Origin of the sequence: Verrucosispora sp. WMMC514, assembly GCF_027497295.1 — a bacterium.
GTDB lineage: Bacteria > Actinomycetota > Actinomycetes > Mycobacteriales > Micromonosporaceae > Micromonospora > Micromonospora palythoicola.
Window position 1 is genome coordinate 3,509,613 of sequence record NZ_CP114906.1, and the last position, 20,154, is coordinate 3,529,766.

The 20,154-nt window shown below is 71.0% G+C and carries 20 protein-coding genes and 1 pseudogene; 14 read left to right on the top strand and 7 right to left on the bottom strand.

Features of this window, described 5'->3' with window-relative positions; all coding sequences use genetic code 11:
• The first annotated feature begins 238 nt into the window (after positions 1-238).
• The 4 genes from O7597_RS16445 (at position 239) to O7597_RS16460 (ending at position 5,450) form a co-directional block, all read left to right on the top strand.
• Complete coding sequence (locus tag O7597_RS16445) at positions 239-2,089, top strand: phosphoenolpyruvate carboxykinase (GTP) (RefSeq protein ID WP_281580068.1); 1,851 nt, start codon at positions 239-241, stop codon at positions 2,087-2,089.
• 31 nt (positions 2,090-2,120) lie between these two features.
• Positions 2,121-2,981, top strand: a complete 861-nt coding sequence (locus O7597_RS16450; protein ID WP_281580069.1) for a hypothetical protein — start codon at positions 2,121-2,123, stop codon at positions 2,979-2,981.
• A 524-nt stretch (positions 2,982-3,505) separates the two neighbouring features.
• Positions 3,506-4,648 carry a geranylgeranyl reductase family protein gene (locus O7597_RS16455; protein WP_281580070.1) on the top strand — a complete coding sequence of 381 codons (1,143 nt, stop codon included), beginning with the start codon at positions 3,506-3,508 and terminating at the stop codon, positions 4,646-4,648.
• Between the two features lie 31 nt (positions 4,649-4,679).
• Positions 4,680-5,450 (top strand): isoprenyl transferase, encoded by a 771-nt coding sequence (locus O7597_RS16460; protein ID WP_281580071.1) that lies wholly within the window; start codon positions 4,680-4,682, stop codon positions 5,448-5,450.
• Between the two features lie 25 nt (positions 5,451-5,475).
• On the opposite strand, the gene otsB is transcribed toward O7597_RS16460, so the two are convergent.
• The 3 genes from otsB to O7597_RS16475 form a co-directional block, all read right to left on the bottom strand.
• Positions 5,476-6,300: a trehalose-phosphatase gene (otsB, locus tag O7597_RS16465; protein WP_281580072.1), complete on the bottom strand. Its 825-nt coding sequence runs from the start codon at positions 6,298-6,300 to the stop codon at positions 5,476-5,478.
• A gap of 69 nt (positions 6,301-6,369) precedes the next feature.
• Positions 6,370-6,723 carry a hypothetical protein gene (locus tag O7597_RS16470; RefSeq protein ID WP_164446118.1) on the bottom strand — a complete coding sequence of 118 codons (354 nt, stop codon included), beginning with the start codon at positions 6,721-6,723 and terminating at the stop codon, positions 6,370-6,372.
• A 159-nt stretch (positions 6,724-6,882) separates the two neighbouring features.
• On the bottom strand, positions 6,883-7,323 hold the full coding sequence (locus tag O7597_RS16475; protein WP_269739827.1) for an XRE family transcriptional regulator: 441 nt from the start codon (positions 7,321-7,323) through the stop codon (positions 6,883-6,885).
• A gap of 264 nt (positions 7,324-7,587) precedes the next feature.
• Between O7597_RS16475 and O7597_RS16480 the strand changes: the two genes are divergently transcribed.
• The 5 genes from O7597_RS16480 (at position 7,588) to O7597_RS16500 (ending at position 11,916) form a co-directional block, all read left to right on the top strand.
• Positions 7,588-7,932 (top strand): hypothetical protein, encoded by a 345-nt coding sequence (locus tag O7597_RS16480; RefSeq protein ID WP_269739826.1) that lies wholly within the window; start codon positions 7,588-7,590, stop codon positions 7,930-7,932.
• 28 nt (positions 7,933-7,960) lie between these two features.
• Positions 7,961-8,389, top strand: a complete 429-nt coding sequence (locus tag O7597_RS16485) for a hypothetical protein (protein WP_281580073.1) — start codon at positions 7,961-7,963, stop codon at positions 8,387-8,389.
• Positions 8,390-8,771: 382 nt separating this feature from the next.
• Positions 8,772-10,187 (top strand): PhoH family protein, encoded by a 1,416-nt coding sequence (locus O7597_RS16490; RefSeq protein ID WP_269739824.1) that lies wholly within the window; start codon positions 8,772-8,774, stop codon positions 10,185-10,187.
• Between the two features lie 291 nt (positions 10,188-10,478).
• The gene (locus O7597_RS16495) at positions 10,479-11,153 is read left to right on the top strand and encodes a lytic transglycosylase domain-containing protein (RefSeq protein ID WP_281580074.1); all 675 of its coding nucleotides are present in this window, start codon (positions 10,479-10,481) and stop codon (positions 11,151-11,153) included.
• A gap of 109 nt (positions 11,154-11,262) precedes the next feature.
• Positions 11,263-11,916, top strand: a complete 654-nt coding sequence (locus O7597_RS16500; protein WP_269739822.1) for a rhomboid family intramembrane serine protease — start codon at positions 11,263-11,265, stop codon at positions 11,914-11,916.
• Here the strand turns inward: O7597_RS16500 and O7597_RS16505 are convergent.
• Together O7597_RS16505 and glpX are read right to left on the bottom strand one after the other, a co-directional pair.
• Positions 11,846-12,844: a DMT family transporter gene (locus O7597_RS16505; RefSeq protein ID WP_281583262.1), complete on the bottom strand. Its 999-nt coding sequence runs from the start codon at positions 12,842-12,844 to the stop codon at positions 11,846-11,848. The genes O7597_RS16500 and O7597_RS16505 overlap by 71 nt on opposite strands.
• A 26-nt stretch (positions 12,845-12,870) precedes the next feature.
• Complete coding sequence (gene glpX / locus O7597_RS16510; protein WP_164446111.1) at positions 12,871-13,902, bottom strand: class II fructose-bisphosphatase; 1,032 nt, start codon at positions 13,900-13,902, stop codon at positions 12,871-12,873.
• 192 nt (positions 13,903-14,094) lie between these two features.
• Between glpX and O7597_RS16515 the strand changes: the two are divergent.
• From O7597_RS16515 to O7597_RS16525, 3 genes and pseudogenes are all read left to right on the top strand, one after another.
• A pseudogene (locus tag O7597_RS16515) lies at positions 14,095-14,622 on the top strand (DUF4245 domain-containing protein); the annotation flags it as partial.
• A gap of 134 nt (positions 14,623-14,756) precedes the next feature.
• Positions 14,757-15,560, top strand: coding sequence for a hypothetical protein (locus O7597_RS16520; protein WP_281580075.1), 804 nt, complete (start codon positions 14,757-14,759; stop codon positions 15,558-15,560).
• 234 nt (positions 15,561-15,794) lie between these two features.
• Positions 15,795-16,637 carry a hypothetical protein gene (locus tag O7597_RS16525; protein WP_281580076.1) on the top strand — a complete coding sequence of 281 codons (843 nt, stop codon included), beginning with the start codon at positions 15,795-15,797 and terminating at the stop codon, positions 16,635-16,637.
• Positions 16,638-16,830: 193 nt separating this feature from the next.
• Here O7597_RS16525 and O7597_RS16530 read toward each other — a convergent pair whose 3' ends face one another.
• Positions 16,831-17,052 carry an exodeoxyribonuclease VII small subunit gene (locus O7597_RS16530; RefSeq protein ID WP_269739819.1) on the bottom strand — a complete coding sequence of 74 codons (222 nt, stop codon included), beginning with the start codon at positions 17,050-17,052 and terminating at the stop codon, positions 16,831-16,833.
• A gap of 169 nt (positions 17,053-17,221) precedes the next feature.
• Positions 17,222-18,442 (bottom strand): exodeoxyribonuclease VII large subunit, encoded by a 1,221-nt coding sequence (gene xseA / locus O7597_RS16535; RefSeq protein WP_281583263.1) that lies wholly within the window; start codon positions 18,440-18,442, stop codon positions 17,222-17,224.
• A 157-nt stretch (positions 18,443-18,599) separates the two neighbouring features.
• Between xseA and O7597_RS16540 the strand changes: the two genes are divergently transcribed.
• Together O7597_RS16540 and O7597_RS16545 are read left to right on the top strand one after the other, a co-directional pair.
• Entirely contained in the window at positions 18,600-19,592 is a 993-nt protein-coding gene (locus O7597_RS16540) for a 4-hydroxy-3-methylbut-2-enyl diphosphate reductase (protein ID WP_269739818.1), read from the top strand.
• Between the two features lie 76 nt (positions 19,593-19,668).
• Positions 19,669-20,121, top strand: a complete 453-nt coding sequence (locus O7597_RS16545; RefSeq protein WP_281580077.1) for a hypothetical protein — start codon at positions 19,669-19,671, stop codon at positions 20,119-20,121.
• Positions 20,122-20,154: the final 33 nt, after the last annotated feature.

A 20,154-nucleotide genomic window follows, 5' to 3' on the forward strand; every position in this document is an offset into this window, starting at 1 on the left:
CCAGCAGGAGGTCCACCGAAGGATTTGCGTGAAACTGCGCGTGAAAGCGGGTAAAGGCTCGTGATGCCGCAGCGTGACCGCACCTTGTGCAGTTCTTCACAACCAGTCCCACTGACTGGAGAGGTCCCTCGGTTTACGCTGAGGCCAATCCCAGGTTTCCACGAAGGCGACGCGCATCGCGGCGCCGAGACTCGTGCACTCCATAGACCGGTCAGCGTCGACCACAAGGAGATGTGTCATGGTTGCTCCGGCCACCGTTCGGGGTATCGATCAGGCCCCTACGTCCCACCCGAAACTCCTCGCCTGGGTCCGTGAGGTCGCTGAACTGACCACCCCTGACCAGGTCGTCTGGGTGGACGGGTCCGACCAGGAATGGCGTCGCCTCACCGATGAGCTGGTCGAAGCCGGCACGCTCATCCGGCTGAACCCCGACAAGAAGCCCAACTCCTTCTACGCGCGCACCGACCCGACGGACGTCGCCCGGGTCGAGGAGCGCACCTTCATCTGTTCCGTGGACGAAGCGGACGCCGGACCCACCAACAACTGGATGGCGCCGGCCGAGATGAAGCGGACCATGACCGAGCTCTACCGCGGCTCGATGCGCGGCCGGACGATGTACGTCATCCCGTTCTGCATGGGTCCGGTCGAGGCCGAGAACCCGATGTTCGGCGTCGAGATCACCGACAGCCCGTACGTGGTCGCCTCGATGCGGATCATGACCCGGATGGGCGCCGCCGTCCTGCAGGCCATGGGCGACGACGCCGACTTCGTGCACGCCCTGCACTCGATCGGCGCACCGTTGGCTCCCGGTCAGCAGGACGTGGCCTGGCCGTGCAACGACACCAAGTACATCTCGCACTTCCCGGAGACCCGCGAGATCTGGTCCTTCGGCTCCGGGTACGGCGGCAACTCGCTGCTCGGCAAGAAGTGCTACTCGCTGCGTATCGCGAGTGTGATGGGCCGGGACGAGGGCTGGCTCGCCGAGCACATGCTGATCCTGAAGATCACCTCGCCGGAGGGTCGGGTCTACCACATCGCCGGTGCCTTCCCGTCGGCCTGCGGCAAGACCAACCTGGCCATGCTGGAGCCGACCATCCCCGGTTGGAAGGTCGAGACGATCGGTGACGACATCGCCTGGATGCGGTTCGGCCCGGACGGCCGGCTCTACGCGATCAACCCGGAGTACGGCCTGTTCGGCGTCGCACCGGGCACCGACTGGAAGACCAACGCCAACGCCATGCGTACGCTGGACCGGGGCAACTCCATCTTCACGAACGTCGCCCTCACCGACGACGGTGACATCTGGTGGGAAGGCATGGGTGAACCGCCGGCCCACCTGATCGACTGGAAGGGCAACGACTGGACGCCGGAGAGCGAGAACCTCTCCTCGCACGCGAACAGCCGGTTCTGCACCCCGATCACCCAGTGCCCGATCCTGGCCGAGGACTACTACGACCCCAACGGCGTACCGATCGACGCGATCCTGTTCGGTGGCCGCCGTCGCGACACCGTGCCACTGGTCACCGAGGCCCGGGACTGGGTGCACGGCGTCTACATGGGCGCCACGCTCTCCTCGGAGACCACCGCCGCCGCCTCCGGTGCCGTCGGTGTGGTGCGTCGCGACCCGATGGCGATGCTGCCGTTCATCGGCTACCACGGCGGCGACTACTTCCGGCACTGGATCGAGATGGGCAAGGGCACCGACGGCGACGAGTCGAAGCTGCCCAAGGTCTACTACGTCAACTGGTTCCGTAAGGACCCGGAGGGCGGGTTCCTCTGGCCGGGCTTCGGCGAGAACTCGCGGGTGCTCAAGTGGATCGTCGAGCGGATCGAGGGCCGGGCGGACGCCGTGGAGACCCCGATCGGCATGGTGCCGACCCTGGATTCCCTGGACGTCGAGGGTTTGGACATGACGCCGGAGGACGTCCGGATCGCGCTGAAGGTGGACCCGGACGAGTGGCGCGACGAGCTGCCGCTGGTCACCGAGTGGTTCGAGAAGTTCGGCGACAAGCTGCCCGGTGTCCTCTGGGCCGAGCTGGACGCACTGCGGGCTCGACTCGACGCGGAGCAACCGCAGCGAGGGGTGTGATCGACGCCGGATCCGGGCATCATCGGATCCCATGAGGACGGCCGCCGTGACCGAGGTCCGGCGGCCGCCCGCCGTCCGGGCCCTGACCGCACTGTTGGCGGTGACGGCCGCGGCCACCGTCGTGGTCGAGGTGCTCAACTGGTGGTACGCGCCGGAGCAGGGCTTCGGGCTCGCCGTACGCACCGGCTGGGCGATGCTGCGCTCGTTCGGCTTCCTGCTGCTCATCGGGCACGTGCGGCGCGGCCGGACGGTGGCCCGCCCGTTCGGCCTGATCCTCGCCGTCACCACGGTCTTCGCGGTCGGCCGGCTGATCGTGCCCCGCCAGGGCGTACCGCCGCTGCCCGGCCTGCTCGGCTTCGCCCTGCTCACCACGCTCTGCGCGACAGTGGTCTGGTTGCTGTACCGGTCGCCGGCGCTCGCCGAGCACCTGGTGCGGCACCGGCCCCGACTGGTGATCGACCGCACCGGCATCTCCTGGCGGGAAACGCCACCGCGCCGGCCGGAGGCGAGCGCCTGGCTGCTGACCGCCCGGGTGGCGGCGTTCACCTACAGCCCGCTGATGCTGGTGCCGGCCCTGGTCGCCACCGCCGCGATCCTGGACGGCCAACTGCTCGCCGTGCCCGCCGTGCTGCTCTGGCTGGGAGCCGGCATCGCGACCAGCTATCTGGTGCTGTTCTGCACGGCGTTTCTGCTGCGCGGTCGACGCTGGGCGGGCACCCTGCTGGTCGTCGTCACGGCCGCCGTGCTCGCCGTCGACCTTCCGCTGTGCTGGTGGCTGCTCGGCGTCGACGGCCTGATCCGGGACGGCGCGCCGCTGGTCGTCGCCGCCGCCCTCACCGTCTACGGCATCCACCGCGCCACCCACCCCGCCCTGACCCCCGCCCCGCCCTGACCCCCGGACGCCTTGAGACAGCAACTTCCCCGACGTTGCTGTCTCGGGCGCCCGTGCGGGGACAACATCGCTGATGTTGCTGCTTCCTGTTCCCCGGCGGCGGGTTTGCCCGGATCTTGACGTGCGGCTGGTCGACAATACGGGGCCGGACCCCCTTGCTCTGCTTCAACGGGCGCGCTGGATCCGGGACGATCGCAGTGCGCGGGTTGAAGCAGAGCAAAGGCGGCAGAGCAGCAAGTGCCGCGCAGTCGAGGCGGAGCAGCGGGGCAGGGGGACAGCGGGACAAGAAGCAGCGGGCAGCGGGTGGAGAAGCAGGGGGACAGCGGGACAAGAAGCAGCGGGCAGCGGGTGGAGAAGCAGGGGGACAGCGGGACAAGAAGCAGCGGGCAGCGGGTGGAGAAGCAGGGGGACAGCGGGACAAGAAGCAGCGGGCAGCGGGTGGAGAAGCAGCGGGGCAGCGGGCGGAGAAGCAGCGGGGCAGCGGGGCGGAGAAGCAGCGGGATGCTGAGCGGCGGGGAGGGGCTGTGCGCGACGAGTTCGACGTGGTGGTGGTCGGTGCGGGTCCGGCGGGGGCGGCTGCCGCGCTGGCGGCCCGCCGGGCGGGTGCCGAGGTCCTGCTGTTGGACCGGGCCGAGTTTCCCCGGGACAAGGCCTGCGGAGACGGTATCGCCGCGCACGCGCTCGACGTACTCGCCGAACTGGGTGTGCCCGACGCGGTGGCCGGCTTCGCGCCGGTGCCGGCCCTGCGGCTGGTGGCGCCGGACGGCGGTGCCGTGGCGCGGGCGTTGCCCCGGCCCGCGTACACCGTGCCGCGTCAGGTGTTCGATGCCCGGCTGGTGGCGGCGGCGGTCCGGGGCGGCGTGCCGCTGAGCCGACGGGCGGTGCGCCGGGTCGAGGTGCGCGCCGACCGGGTCGTGCTGGACGGGGAGATCTCCGCCGGGGTCGTGGTGGGTGCCGACGGTGCCGGGTCCGTGGTGCGTCGGGCGCTCGGCGAGCCGACGAATCCGGACCGTCACCTGGCGCTGGCCATCCGGGGGTACGCGCCCGCGCCGCCCGGTCCGCCCGCGCAGCTCATCGTCACCTCGGCTACCCGCTGGCCGGCGTACGCCTGGTCGTTCCCGATCGGTGACGGCCGGGCGAACGTCGGGTACGGGGAGGTGCTGCGGGGCGAGTCGCTGACCCGCGCGCACCTGCTCGACCGGCTGGCCGCGCTGCTGCCGGGCACCGACCCGGCGACGGTCGGCTCGCTGCGCGCCCATCACCTGCCCCTGTCCACGTTCCGCCCGGCGCCGGGGCGGGGTCGGGTGCTTCTCGCCGGCGACGCGTTCTCGCTGATCAACCCGCTGACCGGCGAGGGGATCTTCTACGCGTTGCGCTCCGGCGCGCTGGCCGGGTACGCCGCCGTCGGCGCTCCCGAGCAGGCCGCGCGGCGGTACGCGGCCGCCCTGCGGCACCGGCTCGGCACCCATCTGCGGCACAGTTCGGCGGCGGCCTGGCTGGCCCGGCGACGCCGGGTGGTGGACGCGGCGGTGCGGGCGGCCGGTCGGGACGCGCGGGTCTTCGGCAGGGTGACCGAGCTGGGGCTGGGCGACGGGCTGCTGGACGGCCGGACGCTCGGCCTGATCGCCCTCGGCCTGTCGGTGCGGCATCGGCCACCGGCACACTGATCCGTACGGCGGCTCGCTACCCTGCTTAGTGATGAGTCTGCGGAAACTTCTCTACTCCGTCTACGAGCGGCGGCTCACGGCCAAGCTCGCGGGTCGGCCGGTGCCCCGCCACGTGGGTGTGATGTGTGACGGCAACCGCAGATGGGCCCGGGAGATGGGCTTCGTCGATCCGAACGACGGGCACCGGATGGGTGCCGAGCGGATAAAGGAGCTGCTGCGTTGGTGTGACGCCGCGGGCGTGGGACACGTGACCCTGTGGCTGCTCTCCACCGACAACCTGTCCCGCCCGTCGGCCGAGTTGGATCCGCTGCTGCAGATCATCGAGGACCTCACCACCGAGCTGGCCGAGGAGGGCAACCCCTGGCGGCTGCGGATGGTCGGTGCGCTCGACGTGCTGCCGACGCGCCTCGCCACGGCGCTCAAGGCCGCCGAGGAGCGGACCCGGGAACGCGCCGGCAGCGCGCAGGTCAACATCGCCGTCGGGTACGGCGGGCGGCGGGAGATCGCCGACGCGGTGCGCTCGTTGCTGCTGGAACACGCGGCCAACGGCGGCACGCTGGAGGATCTGGCCGGCTCGCTCGACGTCGACGACATCTCCGAGCACCTGTACACCCGGGGCCTGCCGGATCCGGATCTGATCATCCGGACCAGCGGTGAGCAGCGCCTCTCCGGCTTCATGCTGTGGCAGTCGGCGCACTCGGAGTTCTACTTCTGCGAGCTGAACTGGCCCGACTTCCGTCGCGTCGATTTTCTCCGCGCGCTGCGTTCGTACGCCACCCGCCAGCGCCGCTACGGGGTCTGAGACGCCGCAGCGGCACCGGTCCGGCTCAGGCGAGCCGGTGGGTCGCCTCGGTGAGGAAGTCACCCAGGGCGGCCGGGGAGTCGATGGTGAGGTCGGCGGCTTCGGCGACCTCGTCACCGGTCTCCGGGTTGGCGACGGCGACGCAGACGCCGAGGAAGTCGGGGTCGGCGGCGGCGCGGGCGCGCAGCGCGGCGAAGGCCTTGATGTCGGAGACGTCGTCGCCGAAATACCAGGCCGCGCGTACGCCCTGCACCAGCTCGGCGATCACCATGCCCTTGTCCCGGTCGACCGGTGGCTTGATCTCCAGGACCATCCGTCCGATCTGCACCCGCAGGCCGAGGCGCTCCGCCTGATCCCGGCCCCACTGCTCGACGGTGGCGGCGAGTTGCGGTGCGGTTCGCCAGTGCAGGGCCACGGACAGCCGCTTGTACTCCACAAGGGTGCCCGGCGGCAGTTCGGCGCGGCCGAGTTCGGCGAGTTCAGCCATGGTGGGCACCCACGGCAGCGCGGCCGGTTCGGTGACCGTGTCGCCGCCCGAGTGGCTGTGTTCCAGGCCGTAGAGGCCGTAGAGGTCGACCCCGGTGAGCCCGCCGAAGTGGTCGCGCAGGAACTCCACCGGTCGGGCCGAGACGATCGCGATGCGCCGCACGATCGGCGCGAGGGTCTCGATGGCGGCCAGCACCTTCGGCGCGGGCTGCACCTGCGTCGGATCGTCGTCGACCGGCGCGAGGGTGCCGTCGAAGTCGAAGAAGAGGACGGTCTCGGCCGCCCGGTCGGCGGTTGCCCGCCAGGCCTGGTCGGCGTTCAGCGGGGTCTTCGGCTGCTGGTTGCCCAGATTCAACGGCGGCACGCGCGAAAGCGTACCCCGGGTTCGACCGGTCAATCCTGACGTGAATCCGGTGTGGGCGACAGGTGTGATTCAGCGTTCGGCGGCTCCACGTCCCCGGCGTCCGAACGGCACCACCGCCGCCTCCTGGCCGTGGCTGAGCAGGTAGCCCTCCACGAAACCGGAGTTCCGGTCGCCGGTGTGCGCCTCGATCTCCCGCAGCCGCTCGACCAGGAACTCGGTGAGCGCGGTGAGCCGGTCGTTGAGCCGGTCGTGCAGCTCGGCGACCACGGCCAGGACGATCGCGGTGCCGGCGGTGGCGAGCGCGAAGAGGTTGACGAGCAGCGGAAGCTGCCCGCCGTTCAGGGTCAGGGTCACCGCGTTGCCGGTGATGCACAGCGTCACCGAGACCGTCGCGACCACGACAGCCAACCATTTCAGGGTCATGGAGAGACCCCTTTCTGTCCCGCAGGGCTGGGTTCGGCCTTGTCCCGTCCCCCCGCCGACGACGAGCCCAAGCAGTACGAATACGGACGCTAGCGCGCCCGATCCCGCCCCGTAGCGAAACGAATGAGGCTGACCTGCCGTTCTTTCGCCATCTGAGAACTAACTGGCAGCGTCTCCTCGTTTTCGGACATCGAGCGGCAACGTCGGGCGATATGCGAGGTAACGAATGGTTTCTCGGATGTGGAACTTCTCCGCATCCGAGACGTCGGGATCGACCAGCCGGCGCAGCAGTGCCTCGACGTCGGGGTCCATCGGTGGTGGTGACGGTGCGGTTCGGCGGGAGGTCGTCCGGTCCCAGCCCAACGCCGCGAAGGCCACGGCGGGGTCGAGCCCGAGGCCCTCGCAGAACGCCACCACCCGCTCGGCCTCCGGGTCGCTGGCCCAGTCGCCGCGTACCCACCGGTTGATGGTCTGTCGCGAGACGCCGGTGCGCCGGGAGACCTCGGTGCCGCTCCACGCCCGGGTCGCGCGGGCCTCGTCGAGCGCGCGCCGGACGAAGGTGGCGAAGGCGATCTTCCTGGCGTTGGCCGTCTCGGTCACCTCGTGACCGTACGACCGTTGAGCCTGGGTGACGGCGCCTGCCACGCGTCTGTCACGCTTGCGTGACGTCGTTGGGGTGGAGCCGGATGGGGGTCCGGCACTCTTTCTGAGGGGTTTCACCTGGGCAGGATAGATGTACGTAGGTGCGGAGGCAAACGAACGAAAAGCTGATACTGTCACGTTCATGGGACAACCTACGGTGTGTCACGTGCATGAGACGATCAGTGCTCACCTGCGTCACGCGCCCGGTGCGAGGGGGACGCGGTGACCGAACTCGCAACCCGTGCCCAGGCGTTCGGTCTGGTGGCCGAGGGGGTCGCCGCGGGGCTCAGCGCGCCGTGGCGCCTCTACCTCGCCCGGGGCTGCCGCTACCTGTCGCTGAGTGTCGGTGACCGGGCCGAGTGGAACGCCTGGCGGACCCATCTCGGCTGCCCCGAACTGAGCGTCCGGGTCTACGACGCCGGCGGTGAGATCCGCCGCTCCTCGATGGCCGAGGTGGTCATGGACGGCTGTCGGATCAGCGTGGAACTGGTGGAGGAGATCGGCACCGACGACCTCGACCGGCTCCTGGTCGCCGACCCCACCACTGTCGAACCGGAGGAACGATGAGGGCCGCGCGGCGCACCGGAGCCGCCGGATGAGCCCGTTCCTGGCGATCTTCCTGGTGCTCGTGCTCGCCGCGACGAGCTACGCCGCCGGGCGGCTGCACGGGCAGCTCAGTTACCGGATCGGTTACCGCTTCGGCTACCGGCAGGGCTACTTCGACGGGGACCGCGGGGCGTGGAACCGGCGTCGTCGGGAGGCTCAGGCGGCCATCGCCTCCGCCCTCTCCGTCGCCACACCCTCGTCGCCCCCCGCTCGGGTCTCGGCGACGGTGAATCCGCTTCAGCCGCGCGGAACGGGTGTGCCACCTCCGGCGCTGCGTGCCGACGGGTCACCGGGGGAGATCGAGAAGGGCCCGACAGTCCGCCCGGGCACCACGTACACCGGGTCGTCCTTCGGGGAGCCGGCCGCCTCGGTCACCGGGCGGCACCCGACCGGCACCCTCGTCCGACGGACCGGCTGAACCGGTCGACGGGCTCCGGCCCGTCCACAGGCGCGGCGCGTACGCCCTTCCGGGTGGCGCCGCCGGGGCCACGTCAGACCGGTGGCGGTGGTCCCACCGGCCGGGATGCGCGCAGGGGGCATGCATCCCGGCCGGTTCATCGCGTGGGCTCCGCGCGGGTTGCGGAACTCGGCCGCCTCCGCCCGCGGCCGTTCATGAACGACCACTAGCCGGGACGGGTGCGGGGAGCTAGCGTCTAGGCATGGCGCGGGGTTGTCCCGAGCCAGCCGGCCCGCCCGGCCTGCGACCTCGCGCACGGGGCCCGCATCCGACCCCGTGTCAGCCGGGCATCCGGAGGAGGCGGACCGCGGGTGGCCGGGTGCCCATCCGCCGGAGCAGGCCTGTGACGACTCGCCGTACGACCGCCGGTGCCGACCAGGGCCCGGCCGCGACTACCACGACCCGCCGCAGCACCCGGAGCCGCCGCACGGCGGCCGCCGGTTCGGCCGACCCCAGGGAGCCTCGACCAGCGGGCCAGTCCTTCGTGCTGGACACCTCGGTCCTGCTCAGCGATCCAGCGGCGTTTCACCGCTTCGCCGAGCACGAGGTGGTGCTCCCGCTGGTGGTGATCTCCGAACTGGAGGGCAAGCGGCATCACGCGGAGCTGGGCTGGTTCGCCAGACAGTCGCTACGCATGCTCGACGAGCTGCGGGTGCGCCACGGTCGGCTCGACCGGCCGGTGCCCGCCAACGACGTCGGTGGCACGCTGCGGGTGGAGCTGAACCACACCGACGACGGGGTGCTGCCGCCGGGCTTCCGCAACGAGTCCAACGACGCACGGATCCTCTCCGTCGCGCTGAACCTCGCCGCCGAAGGTCGGGAGGTGACGCTGGTCAGCAAGGACATGCCGTTGCGGGTCAAGGCCGCCTCCGTCGGGCTGCGCGCGGACGAGTACCGGCACGGCCAGGCCAGCGACCCGACCTGGACGGGGATGGCCGAGCTGGAGCTGGCCGAGGACGACATCACCCGGCTGTACGCCGGAGAGGTCATCGACGTGGACGCGGCGGCCGGTCTGCCCTGCCACACCGGCCTCGTGCTGCACTCGTCCCGGGGCTCGGCGCTCGGCCGGGTGCTGCCCGACAAGACCGTGCGGCTGGTCCGTGGCGACCGGGAGGCGTTCGGTGTGCACGGGCGCTCGGCCGAGCAACGGGTCGCGCTCGATCTGCTGCTCGACGAGTCGATCGGCATCGTCTCGCTCGGCGGTCGGGCCGGCACCGGCAAGTCCGCCCTGGCGCTGTGCGCGGGGCTTGAGGCGGTGATGGAACGTCGCCGGCACAAGAAGGTGATCGTCTTCCGCCCGCTGTACGCCGTCGGTGGGCAGGAGCTGGGCTACCTGCCCGGCTCGGAGTCGGAGAAGATGTCGCCCTGGGCGCAGGCGGTCTTCGACACCCTGGGTGCGGTGGTGCACGAGAACGTGCTGGAGGAGGTCACCTCACGCGGTCTGCTCGAGGTGCTGCCGCTGACCCACATCCGGGGGCGCAGCCTGCACGACGCCTTCGTCATCGTCGACGAGGCGCAGTCACTCGAACGCGGCGTGCTGCTGACCGTGCTCTCCCGGATCGGCCAGGGCTCGCGGGTGGTACTGACCCACGACGTCGCCCAGCGGGACAATCTCCGGGTCGGACGGCACGACGGCGTCACGGCGGTGATCGAGGCGTTGAAGGGCCATCAGCTGTTCGCGCACGTGACGCTCAGCCGTTCGGAGCGGTCTCCGATCGCCGCGATGGTGACGGACCTACTGGAGGACATCCCGACCTGACCACCTTATTGAGGGGATTGTACCGAAATTTGGCGTGACCCACATCACAATTGAGGTCCGCAGTTTCCCAACAGCCTCACTGTGCGCGATCGTGTCCCACGGGCGCCCACGCACCCGACGCATCGTTGGTGATCATTCGTCACTCCCATTCGGGGCGGACGACACCGACCACGCGACGCGGTGCGTCCACGGTGGCCGGTATATCCGCCGGCCGCGGGCGCCCGTGGTGCGCTACGACCTCAGTCTGGTCTCGGCGCACCGCGACCCTGACCCCGACGAAGGGATCACTTCGTGAGTCGGCCGTGGAGCCGGTTCGCCGCCCGCACCGCAGCCGTCGCGCTGCTCTCGGTGGGCGTGGCCGGTGGTTTCTACCTCAGTGAGGACCGCCAGTCCCAGCGCTCCGGCCCCGGCGCCCAGGTGGCCGGCAGCGTCAGCGATGTCGACGTCGACGTCGAGTACCGGCAGCAGGAGACGGTCTCCCGCCAGGTCCGTACCGCCCGGCAACAGGCCACCGAAGTGCGGAAGCAGGCCAAGGCCGCCGCCGAGAAGGCCCGCAAGGCCGAGGAGGCGGCACGCAAGAAGGCCGAGGAGAAGGCCGCCCGGGAGGCTGCGGCCCGGGCCGCGAAGCCGTACGACGGCCCGGTCCCCGAGTCCTGCGAGGAGTACAGCGGTAACCGGAAGGTCGGCTGCGCGCTCATGATCGACGCGGGCTTCAAGATCGACCAGTTCCCCTGTCTGGACCGGCTCTGGAACAAGGAGAGCGGCTGGAACCACAAGGCCCGTAATCCCTCCTCCGGGGCGTACGGCATCCCGCAGGCGTACCCGGGGAACAAGATGTCCTCGGTCGGCTCCGACTGGGAGACCAACCCGGTCACCCAGATCAAGTGGGGACTCGGCTACATCAAGGGCCGCTACAGCACGCCCTGCGCGGCGTGGAACCACTCGCAGGCCAAGGGTTACTACTGAGCTGAACCACGGCGGCGGGGCGCGGGCGACCGCGCCCCGCCGCCGTGGCACTCGTGCCTCGTGCCGGGAAAAGTGGCGGCCGTCGCCGTTTGCTGATAGCTGTTGACGGGTGACCCTGCTTCCCGGAAGTGGCGATCCCCACCGGTTCGGCACCCTGGCCTTCTACGCGTCCATCGGCCGGGCGTTCGTCGCCATGTGCGCGGTGGTTCCGGTGCTCTTCCTGATCGAGGGCCTCGACGTCTGGCTGGGCGCCGGATTCGACTCCGCCGCCGGGATCATCCCGCAGCGCATCGACGGACTGGACGGCATCTTCTTCTCGCCGTTCCTGCATCACGGCTTCGACCACCTCTACAGCAACAGCATCCCACTGATTCTTCTCGGCACCTTCGTGCTGGCCGCGGGTGCCCGACGCTTCCTCTGGTCCACCCTGGTGATCGTTCTGGTCAGCGGGCTCGGCGTGTGGTTCACCGGCTCGTCCAACACGATCGTGGTCGGTGCCAGCGGGGTGATCTTCGGATACCTCGGCATCCTGCTCACCCGGGGCATCTTCGAGCGGAGCTGGTGGAACTTCGCCGTGTTCCTGCTGGTCGGGCTCCTCTACGGCGGCCAACTGGTCGGCGTCCTGCCCACCGACGAACGGATCTCCTGGCAGGGCCACCTGTTCGGGCTGCTCGGCGGCATCGTGGCCGCGATCATCTTCCGCCGTCGTCGGTCCGACCTCGACGGGCCGTACCGCTCCGAGTCTCCGATGACCATGCCCTGACGCGTCCGCCGAGCGCGGCGACCGCCACGGCGACCAGGGTCAGGACGGCACCGAGCAGCGTGGTCGGGTCGGGATGCGAGGCGGCGGAGGGCATCAGCACGTCCAGCAGCACGGCGCCGACCACCTGGCCGGCGACGGTGGCCAGGCCGAGCAGCAACACGCCGGTGAGGCGGACCACCGCCGCGGCCACCGCGATGAACGCGACGCCGATCGGCCCGCCGAGGTAGAGCCAGAGATCGGTAGGCAGCCCGCCGGGAGGCAGGCCCCGCAGTGCGAGGCTGACGAGGAACGCGACAAGCAGCACCGCCGTACCGGCGGTGAAGTTGACGAGCGTGGCGGTCAGCGTGCTCCGGGTGACCACCCGGACCCACCCGTTCACCGCCTGCTGCCAGGCCACCGCCAACCCGGCCAGCAGCGGCAGCAGGGCCAGACCGAGGGTGGACGGCTCGCGGAACCGGTCGCTGACCGCCAGCAGCACCGCGACCACGGTCAGCGCCGCACCGGCCAGCCGGGCACCGGTCACCGCCTGCCGGCCACTCGGGCCGATCCCCGCCCGGTCGACCAGCAGGCTGCTCGCGGACTGGCCAGCGACCACGGCCACCGTGAACACCGCAACTCCCAGGGTGCCGACGGTGGCGCCCTGGGAGAACACCAGGAACGCGCCGCAGGCACCACCCAGACACTGCCAGGGCCGAAGCGCTCCCCGGTTGAGGGCGGTACGCAGCGTCGTCAGCCCGCGTCGCCCGGCGCGGGTGGCTGGTACCAGCAGCAACAGCAGCAGCAGGCCCGAACCGAACGAGACGACCGCGGCGGCGACCCCGTCGCCGAGGCGTACGCCCAACTCGCCGTTGATCCGCGACTGCGTCGCCACCGCGACCCCGGCCAGGGTCGCCAGCGCCACCGCGCCGAACCGGCGACCCGCCGACACCGCCGGCCGGGTCGCCGTGGGGGCGCTCAAGCCTGTTCGTCCAGCGGCCGGCCGTCGAAGTCCACCGCCGAGTAGAGGGCCAGCTTCTCCAGGCGGTGGTACGAGTCGATCACCCGGATGGTGCCGCTCTTCGAGCGCATCACGATCGACTGGGTGTACGCCCCGCCGGCCCGGTACCGCACGCCGCGCAGCAGGTCCCCGGAGGTGATGCCGGTGGCCACGAAGAAGCAGTTGTCGCCGGTGACCAGGTCGTCGGTGGTGAGCACCCGGTCCAGGTCGTGGCCGGCCGCGACCGCCTTCTCGCGCTCGGCGTCGTCGCGCGGCCAGAGCTTGGCCTGCATCATGCCGCCCATGCACTTCAGGGCGCAGGCGGCGGTGATTCCCTCCGGGGTGCCGCCGATGCCCATCAGCACGTCGACGTCCGACTCACCGCGTGCGGCGGCGATCGCGCCGGCGATGTCGCCGTCGGAGATGAAGCGGATGCCGGCCCCGGCGCGGCGGATCTCGTCGACCAGGCCGTCGTGCCGGGAGCGGTCGAGCACACAGACCGTGACCTCGGAGACGCTTGTGCCCTTGGTCTTCGCGATGCGGCGAAGATTCTCGACCGTGCCGGCCTCGATGTCCACCACGTCCGCATAGGCTGGGCCGACGGCGAGCTTCTCCATGTAGAAGACCGCGCTGGGATCGAACATCGCCCCGCGTTCGGCCACGGCCAGCACCGCGAGGGCGTTCGGCATGCCCTTGCTCATCAGGGTGGTGCCGTCGATCGGGTCCACCGCGACGTCCACCTCGGGGCCGTCGCCGTCGCCGACCTCCTCGCCGTTGAACAGCATCGGGGCGTTGTCCTTCTCGCCCTCGCCGATCACCACGACGCCCTTCATCGGGATCGAGTTGATCAGCTTGCGCATGGCGTCGACGGCGGCGCCGTCGCCGCCCTCCTTGTCGCCCCGGCCGACCCACCGGCCGGCGGCCATCGCCGCGGCCTCGGTGACCCTGACCAGATCGAGGGCGAGGTTGCGGTCGAGGTTCTGGGGAATTCGCGTCCTGATGGTGGTCATGAAAACGGCTCCTCCTCGCGGCGGTGCGGGGCGGGCCGGCGCTGCCGGCTTCGTCGCTGATCCTCACACGATGGCGGATGCGCAGCCGGGTCGGGGCGGTGATGGGACGGATACCGCCGGTCGAGCGGCTGCGAGAATGGCGGGGTGGAACCTGCACAGCCTGCTGACCGCACGCCCGACGACGAGCCCGTGCCACCACCCGCAGCCGCCGCGAAGTCCGAGCGGTCGCCGCGGGACATGGCCATCTCGCTGCTCGTGCTGCTGATCCCGATCGCCCTGCTACTCGCCTTCTACCGGGGCTTTCTCGGTGGGGACCAGCCGAACACGGTCGATCCGACGCCCGCCTTCGAACAGGCGAGATCGGCCGGCGCGTTTCCGGTGAGCGAGCCCACCGAGCTGGGTGACGGCTGGCGGGCGGTACGTGCGGCCTACCGCACCGCCGAGGACGGGGCGATCCTGCGGGTGGGATATGTCACCCCGGAGGGGCGGGGCCTGCAGCTGGTGCAGAGCAACGTGCCGCCGGAACGGCTGCTGCCGGCCGAGCTGACCGACGAGGGCCGCCCGCAGGGGCAGGCCGATCTCGGGTCGGGCGCCTGGCAGCGGTACACGGCCCGGGGCAACGAGCAGGCGCTGGTGCTGCTGCAACCGCAGCGCACGGTGATCGTCGTCGGCGACGCCCGGGACAACGAGCTGCGCGCGCTCGCCACCGCCGTGGACTGAACGGCGGCGACCGGTACGGGTGGGCCGGCAGATCGGGTGCCCCCTGCGTGTCGGTCCGATCCGCTACGCTCCCCGGGTTCGATGCCTGGCCGGCTGTGGTCGGTCGGGCTTTCCTGCTTGAAGAGAGACGATCTGTGAACATTCGACGCTGGAGCGTGGGCCTCATCGCCGCCACGCTGCTCGTTCCCGGCCTCGCCGCCTGCAACAACGCCAGCGGCGACTCGCCCTCCGCGGGCGCCTCGGCCGATTCCGGCATTCCGGCCGACCCGAAGGCGGCGCTGGTCGCCTCCACCAAGGGGCTGGCCGAGGGCAACTTCACGTTCACCATCGCGGCCGACTCGATGACCGGCAAGGGCACGTTCCACAAGCCCAGCAACAGCGCTCAGATGACGATGACCGTGGGTGACGAGGACTTCACCATGGACTTCGACCTCATCCAGATCCAGCCGGACACCTGGGTGAAGGTCGACCTCGGTGACCTGTTCGCCGGCGTCCCGGGGATGGAGGCGATCAAGGACAAGTACCAGCACCTCGACGCCGCCAAGGCCAAGGACGCGAAGAACCTCGACATCTTCAAGGAGGGCACCGACCCGGCCGACGCCGCCGGCATGTTCGAGGGCCTCGCCGAGGTGCAGGAGACCGGTGCGGGCAGCTACAGCGGCACCTTCGACCTCACCTCGGTGAAGGACTCGGTGGCCGCCGACGAGGACATGCTCAAGGCGCTCGGCGACCAGGCCAAGGCGATCCCGTTCACCGCGAAGCTGGACGCCGAGGGTCGGCTGAGCGAGCTGGTCATGTCCATCCCGGCAGCGGGCGAGACCAAGGCGCAGGACATCAAGATCAATTACGCCGACTACGGTGCCGCGACCGCCGTGCAGAAGCCGCCGGCGGACCAGGTCATCGAGGCGAGCGAGCAGACCTACGAGATGTTCAAGTAGGCCGAGCGACGACGCTACGGGGGTGGGCTCAGCCCACCCCCGTTCGCTTTCGGCGGATCGTTGACCGTCGGGGTGGGTCGCGCTTGCGTACGCCGCGCGCCGGAAGGCCGGGCGGATCGGCGGCGGTCCGGGAGTTGCGGTCGGTTTCGGGTGATTGCGGGAGCGGCCGGCAGGGAACAGATAGGGAAGCCTCCGGCGCGAGAAGGCACCGGATGACCCTGCTGGGAGACACCGATGACCGTTCGACGACTGAGCGCCGGCCTGGTGGCCGTCGCCCTTCTCACGCCCGGCGTCGCCGCCTGCACCACCAGCGGCGAGGCCGGGCCGAGCGCCACACCGTCCGCCACCGCCACCGCCACCGCCACCGGTGCCGCACCCGAGGCTGACACCGAGGCGAAGCAGGCGCTGCTGGACTCGACCCGGGAGATCCGCAACGGCAACTTCAGGTTCACCATGTCCGGCGCCGGCTCGGTCATGGAAGGGCAGGTGCACCAGCCGAGCCAGACCGCCGAGATGCGGGTACGCCTCGGCGAGTCGACCGACGACCTGGCCATCAGTCTTGACGTCATCCACGCCAAGCCGGACAGCTGGGTGAAGCTGGACCTGCAGGGCCAGGCGGCCAGCGGTGTGCCCGGGGCGGACCGACTCAACCTGGGCAAGTACCACCACCTCGACCAGAGCCGGATTCAGGGCAACCGCAGCCTGGGCTTCGACTTCGACAAGGTCGACCCCGCCGGCAGTGAGGCGCTGACCCAGGCCGTCACCGATGTCCGCCGTACCGGCGACGGGGCGTACGCCGGCACCCTCGACCTGTCGAAGGCCGCCGACGCCGGTTCCCTCGACCCGAGCGTGGTCACCGCGCTCGGCGCGGAGGCGAAGTCGGTGCCGTTCACCGCGACCACCGACGCCCAGGGGCGGCTCACCGAGATGGTCATCCGACTGCCCGAGGGTGGCCGGCCCGCCGGGCAGGAGATCCGGGTGACCTACTCCGACTACGGCAACGCGACCGAGGCGACCAAGCCGCCGGCCGACCAGGTCGTCGAGGCGCCGCCGGAGCTGTACAACCTGTTCGACTGAGCCCGAAGCGCGGCGACCTGGCCGGACGGCCGCCTCGCCGGAGTCGGACCAAGGATCGCGGCGGGAGCCGACCGGCTCCCGCCGCGCCGCCTGCCGGAATCGGCCGGCCCGCCGGTCAGCTGTCGCGTCGGCCTGCCGGATCGCCCGGGCTGTGGGTCGGCCGCGCCGGAGGCGATGTGTTCCCGGGGGCCGGTCAGGCAGCCGGATCGGGCCGGGCGGCGTCGATACGGGCGCGGGCACCGTCGAGCCAACGTTGGCAGATCACCGTCAGCGCCTCGCCGCGCTCCCAGAGCGCCAGCGACTCCTCGAGCGACGTGCCGCCGGCCTCCAGCCGCTCCACCACCGACGCGAGTTCGGCGCGGGCCTGTTCGTAGCTGAGCCGCTCGTCCGACCCGGCTGTCTTCTCGTCAGTCATCGCACCCATCTCAGCACAACGGCCCGACACCACCGGCGACCGCACCGCCGTCGTCCGCGCCCGATTGCGGTCAGGCCGCCGGTAGCGGTCACGCCGGGGCTCGGGATGGTGGCTCACGTACCCGGCGGCCCCGGGCGAGGTCGGCGGTTCGGGCGGTGCCCGTGTCTGGTCAGGTGTCGACCGTGGCGGACAGTTCGCCGTCGGCCAGGCGTACCCGCAGCGGATCGCCGGCCGCCACCTCGGTGGTCGCGCGTACGACGTGGCCGTCGGCGCGTTGCACGATGGCGTACCCACGGTCGAGGGTGGCGGCCGGGGAGAGAGCGCGCAGCCGGGCCAGGGTGTGCCGCAGGTCGTCGTCGGCGGCGGCGAGCCGGTGGTCCAGACAGCGGCCGGCGCGCTGACGCAGTGCGACCAGATCGGCGGCCCGTTGGTCGATCATCACCTGTGGCCGGGCCAGCACCGGTCGGGAGCGTAGCGCGTCGATGCGGTGGGCCTCCCGATCGACGAGGTTGTGCACGGCCCGGTGCAGCCGGTGCCGGGCCTGCTTGATCAGGCGTACCTCCTCGGCGAGATCTGGCACCACCCGTTTGGCCGCGTCGGTGGGGGTCGACGCCCGGACGTCGGCCACGTAGTCGACCAGCGGCGCGTCCGTCTCGTGGCCGATGGCGCTGACCACCGGTGTGCGACAGGCGAAAACGGCACGGCACAGTGCCTCGTCGGAGAAGGGCAGCAGATCCTCGATGCCACCCCCGCCGCGGGCCAGGATGATCACGTCGATGCTCGGGTCCGCGTCCAGCACCTTCAGCGCGTCCACGATCTGCGGAACGGCGGCCGGGCCCTGCACCGCCACGTTCACCGTGCGGAACTCCACCGCTGGCCAGCGCCGGCGGGCGTTCGTCAGCACGTCCCGCTCGGCGGCACTGGCCCGACCGGTGATGAGCCCGATCCGCTGCGGCAGGAACGGTGGGCGGCGCTTGCGCGCCCGGTCGAACAACCCCTCGGCGGCCAGCAGCTTCTTGAGTTTCTCCAGCCGGGCGAGCAGTTCACCGAGGCCGACCTGACGGATCTCGTCGGCGCGCAGGCTGAGCGTGCCCCGGGCGGCGTAGAACTCGGGCTTGGCGTGCAGCACCACGCGGGCGCCCTCGCGCAGCTCCGGTGCGCCGGAGTCGAGCACGTCCCGGTTGGTGGTGACCGTGAGACTCAGGTCGGCGGAGGGGTCCCGCAGCGTCAGGAACACGGTGCTGGCACCGGGCCGCCGGCTGATCTGCGCCACCTGCCCGTCCACCCACACCCACCCGAGCCGGGCCACCCAGGCACCGATCTTCTGACTGACCACCCGTACCGGCCACGGCTCATCCGAGCTGCTCTTCCCACCAGCCCCCTTACCCACACTCACCCGCCCACCCTACGACCCCCTCCGGGCCGGCGTCGATCATGAAGTTGTTGTGCTCGGCGCGGCGTGTCGCGGGTGTCAACTTCATGGTCAACGGGCGGTGGGGGTCGGCTCGGCCGCTGCCGGGTCCGGTGGTGGCACGTACGATGAGGGGGTGACTGAGGCTGAGGCGACTTCCCGGACCGGCAAGCGCGTGCTCCTGGCCAAGCCCCGCGGCTACTGCGCGGGCGTGGACCGGGCGGTGCAGACCGTCGAGGAGGCGCTCAAGCTCTACGGAGCCCCCATCTACGTCCGCAAGCAGATCGTGCACAACAAGCACGTGGTGCGGACGCTGGAAGCCCAGGGCGCGATCTTCGTGGAGGAGAACGAGGAGGTGCCCGAGGGCGCCACGGTGATCTTCTCCGCGCACGGCGTGGCACCCGAGGTCTACGAGCAGGCCAGGCAGCGGTCGCTGAAGGCGATCGACGCCACCTGCCCGCTGGTCACGAAGGTGCACCACGAGGCGAAGCGGTTCGCCGCCGAGGACTACGACATCCTGCTCATCGGTCATGAGGGGCACGAGGAGGTCATCGGCACCTCCGGCGAGGCGCCGGAGCACATCCAGCTGGTGGACGGTCCGGAGGACGCCGACCGGATCACCGTGCGGGATCCGAACAAGGTGGTCTGGCTGTCGCAGACCACGCTGTCGGTGGACGAGACGATGGAGACCGTCGCCCGGCTGAAGAAGCGGCTGCCGATGCTCCAGTCGCCGCCCAGCGACGACATCTGCTACGCCACCAGCAACCGGCAGCACGTGATCAAGGAGATCGCGCCGGAGTGCGACGTGGTGATCGTGGTGGGCTCGCGTAACTCGTCGAACTCGGTACGCCTGGTCGAGGTGGCTCTGGACGGCGGTGCCCGGGGCGGCCACCTGGTCGACTTCGCCCACGAGATCGAGGACGCCTGGCTGGCCGACGCGCGTACGGTGGGCCTGACCTCGGGTGCCAGCGTGCCGGAGGAGTTGGTGCAGGAGGTGCTGGCACACCTCGCCGAGCGTGGCTTCACCGACGTCGAGGAGGTGGTGACCGCGAACGAGCGGCTCACCTTCTCACTGCCGCAGGAACTCAAGCGGGACATGAAGGCCGCCGCCGCTGCGGCCCGCGACTGAGCCGCCGGACGGGTTCGTGAACACGCCAGGCCGGCCCGGTGGAACTGTTCACCGGCCCGGTGCGTCAGAGCTTGGTATGAGGACCATTCGGATCGCCGCCACCGCGTTGATCGTCTGCACGGCGCTCGCCGCCTGTGCCGGCCAGGAGGCGGGTGACGGCCCCACCACCCCGACCCCGACGGGAGCGTCACCGGTGACCGAACTGCCCACCCCGGACCCGACCGGGTCCGCGCCCGCGCCCTCACCCTCCGACCCCGTGGACCCGACGGCGCCCACCACCCGACCGACGGTCCGGCCGAGCGCCCCGTCGAAGCCACCCGCGACCGCCGAGATCACGTTGACCGGCCGGATCGAGTCCGGCGTCGAGCCCGGCTGCCTGCTGCTCGACGGTTACCTGCTGCTCGGCGGTCCGCGCGACGTGCTCAGCGCAGGCGCGTCGGTGACGGTGACCGGGCGTCCTGACCCGACCATGATGTCCACCTGTCAGCAGGGCACCCCGTTCGTCGTGGCCTCCGCCAGGCGCGGCTGAGTTCTGGCCCTGGGCCGCCCGCGATGGCGGCAC